At 68.5% G+C, this 4,175-nt stretch carries 3 protein-coding genes; all 3 read left to right on the forward strand.

Translation table 11 applies throughout. The features are described 5' to 3' along the window. The first annotated feature begins 293 nt into the window (after positions 1-293). Positions 294-434: a hypothetical protein gene (locus ACYVE7_RS30285; RefSeq protein WP_460369500.1), complete on the forward strand. Its 141-nt coding sequence runs from the start codon at positions 294-296 to the stop codon at positions 432-434. A gap of 119 nt (positions 435-553) precedes the next feature. Then, positions 554-1,966 carry a family 2B encapsulin nanocompartment shell protein gene (locus ACYVE7_RS30290; RefSeq protein WP_460369502.1) on the forward strand — a complete coding sequence of 471 codons (1,413 nt, stop codon included), beginning with the start codon at positions 554-556 and terminating at the stop codon, positions 1,964-1,966. Positions 1,967-1,982: 16 nt separating this feature from the next. Next, a partial coding sequence (locus ACYVE7_RS30295; protein ID WP_460369503.1) for a terpene synthase family protein occupies positions 1,983-4,175 on the forward strand: 2,193 nt, incomplete at its 3' end.

The following is a 4,175-nucleotide window of genomic DNA, read 5'->3' on the forward strand; positions in this document are numbered from 1 at the left end:
CGCCGCCCGCCCCTCCCGCACCGGCTCCCGAGCCGCCCGCGCCACCCCAACCGGCGCCGATCCCGGCACCGCCGAAACCGACGCCGATTCCGCCGCCGCCGAAGCCCACCCCGCTGCCTCCGCACCCGACTTTCACTCCACCCCCGATTCCGCCGAAACCCACCATTAATCCGACAACGCCTGACGTCGCAGAACAAATACCGACAGAAGCGTCAAGTCCGATTATCGCCTCACCTTCCATCAAGCCGACGGAAAAGGCCACAGCGAAGCCTCCAAAGGCGAGAGATCCCGAGGTGGTGGCGGTCGAGTTCCGTAAAAGACAGAAATTTCGCCCACTCCAAGAAAAGCGCAATCCCTTCGGCTCGATCCTGGCCGTAGCGGTGGTTTCCACGGTGGTTTCGGCCGTGACCGGAGCCATTTTCAAGGCGCATTGACCCCGCGAACCGGGCTGTTACCGAATGGACAGGTGAATACCTGTTGTGATCTTGTGCGCACTGTGAGTAATTTTCACGCCGTAGGTTCCCCCCGCTACAACTGCAAAAGGCGGTAGTTCATGACCGAGACAGTCGATCGCACCAACGCCGGCTCCAACGGGTCGGGCCCGGCCGATCAGCTCAGCCTGGGCGTCGCGGCGGCCCGCCAGCTCGCCTCCACGACCAAGACTCCCCCGCAGATGCAGGAGATCACCTCCCGCTGGCTGCTCAAGATGCTGCCGTTCGTCCAGGTTTCCGGCGGCGCCTACCGGGTCAACCGCCGGCTCACCTACACCGTGGGCGACGGCCGGATCGAGTTCATCTCGACCGGCTCCCGGGTCCAGGTGATCCCCGCCGAGCTCGGCGAGCTGGCCGTGCTCCGCGGCTACGACGACCAGGACGTGCTGCGCGCCCTGGCCGACCGCTGCGCCCAGCGCGACGTCGGCCCCGGCGAGCTGATCGCCGAGGCGGGCCAGCCCGCCGAGGTCATCCTGATCGCCCACGGCAAGATCCAGAAGATCGGCACCTCGAAATACGGTGAGGAGGCCCAGCTCGGCACCCTCGCCGACGGCGACTTCACCGGCTCCGACGCGCTGCTGTCGGAGCAGGCGTGGGAGTACACGCTCCGCACCCAGACCCCGGCGACGGTGCTGACCCTGTCCCGCGCCGACTTCCGGCAGATCCTCGACCAGTCGCCGTCGCTCCAGGCGCAGGTCACCGCCTATCTGGGCAGCCCCGTCCCCGAGCAGAACAAGTACGGCGAAAAGGCCATCGCGATGGCGTCGGGCCATGAGGGCGAGCCGGTCCTGCCCGGCACGTTCGTCGACTACGAGGGCGCTCCCCGCGAGTACGAGCTGTCGGTCGCGCAGACGGTGCTGCGGGTGCACACCCGGGTCGCCGACCTGTTCAACGAGCCGATGAACCAGGTCGAGCAGCAGCTCAGGCTGACCATCGAGGCCCTGCGCGAACGCCAGGAGCACGAGATGATCAACAACCCGGAGTTCGGCCTGCTCCACAACGCCGACCTGCGCCAGCGGATCCAGACCCACTCCGGCCCGCCCACCCCCGACGACCTCGACGAGCTGCTCTCCCGCCGCCGGGGCTCGAAGTTCTTCCTCGCCCACCCGCGCGCCATCGCGGCGTTCGGGCGCGAGTGCAACAAGCGCGGCCTCTACCCGACCCCGATCGTGGTCGGCGACCACCACATCCCGGCCTGGCGCGGCGTCCCGATCTTCCCCTGCAACAAGATCCCGGTGACCGACCAGGCCACCAGCTCGATCCTCTGCATGCGCACCGGCGAGGACGACCAGGGCGTCGTCGGCCTCCACCAGACCGGCATCCCCGACGAGTACCAGCCGTCGCTGTCGGTCCGGTTCATGGGCATCAACGAGCAGGCCGTCATCCAGTACCTGGTCTCGGCCTACTACTCGGTCGCCGTTCTCGTCCCCGACGCGCTCGGGGTGCTCGAGAACGTCGAGATCGCCCACTCTTAACACGGAAGCGCAGGACGTGCAGCCCTTCGAGTTGCCGGAGTTCTATCTGCCGTATCCGGCGCGGCTGAACCCGCATGTGGACGCCACCCGCGAGCATTCGCGGAAGTGGGCTTACGAGATGGGCATCCTCGAGGACGAAGAGCGGAACAGCTCGCCGATCTGGACCGAGGAAGAGTACGACGCCCACGACTACGCCCTGCTCAGCGCCTACACCCACCCGGACTCGCCCGGGCCCGTCCTGGACACGGTCAACGACTGGTACGTCTGGGTGTTCTACTTCGACGACCACTTCCTTGAGGAGTTCAAACGCACTCGCGATCTGGCGGGCGCCCAGACCTACCTCGACCGGCTGGCGGCGTTCATGCCGGTCGAGGACGGTGTGGAGATCCCTGAGCCGACCAATCCGGTCGAGGCCGGGCTGAAGGATCTCTGGCTGCGGACCATCCCGGTGATGGGGCGCGGCTGGCGGGAGCGGTTCGCCGACGCCACCCGCGCCCTGCTGGACGAGTCGCAGTGGGAGCTCGCCAACATCGACACCGGACGTGTCGCCAACCCGATCGAGTACGTCGAGATGCGGCGGCGGGTCGGCGGCGCGCCCTGGTCGGCGGGGATCATCGAGTACGCGACCGGTTCGGAACTGCCCGACCGGGCGGCGTCCAGCCGTCCGCTGCGGGTGCTGACCGACACCTTCTCCGACGCCGTCCACCTGCGCAACGACCTGTTCTCCTACGAGCGGGAGGCGCGGGAGGAGGGCGAGCTGTCCAACGCGGTGCTGGTGTTCGAGCGGTTCTTCGGGCTGAGCACCCAGCAGGCCGCCGACGCCACCAACGACCTGCTGTCCTCGCGGCTCTACCAGTTCGACAACACGGCGGTGCTCGAGGTGCCGCCGCTCTTCGAGGAGCTGGCGCTCGACCCGGCGGAGCGGGCCGCGGTCGCCGGCTATGTGAAGGGGCTGCAGGACTGGCAGTCCGGCGGCCACGAATGGCACATGCGCTCCAGCCGGTACATGAACAAGGGGGCGCTGCGGTACTCGCCGTCGGGGATCGGGACTGTCGGCGCGCGGCCGCCGTCCCCCGCCAACCTCGGCTACGGCCGGTTCAAGTCCTTCACCCACCGGCCGTTCGAGCCGGTCGGCCCGACGGACCTGCCCGACTTCCACATGCCGTACCCGCTGAGCATCAGCCCGCATCTCGACGAGGTCAGGAAGATCCACGACTCGTGGGGGGCCGCCCAGGGGTTCACCTCGGAAGGGGTGTGGACGGCCGAGCAGCTCCACGGCTTCGACTTCACGCTCTGCGCCGCGGGGATCGACCCCGACGCCACCTTCGACCAGCTCGCCCTGTCCGCCAACTGGCTGACCTGGGGCACCTACATCGACGACTATCTGCCGAAGGTCCTCGGCAAGAACCTGACCGGAGCGAAGGCCCTGGTCGACAGGCTCCGGCTGTTCATGCCCGTCGACCTCGGCCCCACCCCCGAGCCGGTGAGCCCGCTGGAGCGCGGACTCACCGACGTGTGGCGGCGCACGGCCGTCACCCTGGACGAGCGGGGGCGCGGCGAGTTCCGGCGGGCCGTCGAGGTGATGATGGACGCGATGGTGTGGGAGCTGTTCTGCGTCGCGCAGAACCGGATCCCCGACCCCGTCGACTACGTCGAGATGCGCCGGCTGACCTTCGGCTCCGATCTGACCATGTCGCTGGCGCGGCTGGCCCGCGGGCATCTGCTGCCCGCCGAGCTGTTCCGGACCAGGACGGTCCGGCAGATCGAGCACGCGGTCTCCGACTACGCGACCTTCATGAACGACGTCTTCAGCTACCAGAAGGAGATCGAGTTCGAGGGCGAGGTCAACAACATCGTCCTGGTGATCCAGAACTTCCTCGACGTGTCGCGTGAGGACGCCGTCCGGATCGCGAACGAGCTGATGACGTCGCGGCTGGAGCAGTTCGAGCATCTGATCGCCACCGAGCTGCCGGTGGTCGCCGACCGGTTCGACCTCGACGACGCCGCCCGCGCCGCGCTCTCCTCCTATATGGACGAGCTGCGCGACTGGGCGGCGGCCATCCTCAACTGGCACCACGGCACCCACCGGTACCGGGAGCAGGATCTGCGGCCCGCGCTGCGGCTCGGGCCGTCGGGGATCGGGACTGCGGCGCTGCTGCCGCGGCAGAAGGCGCGGACCGTGCGGATCGTGCCGACCGTGCCCGCGCCC

Source organism: Actinocorallia lasiicapitis (assembly GCF_054778695.1).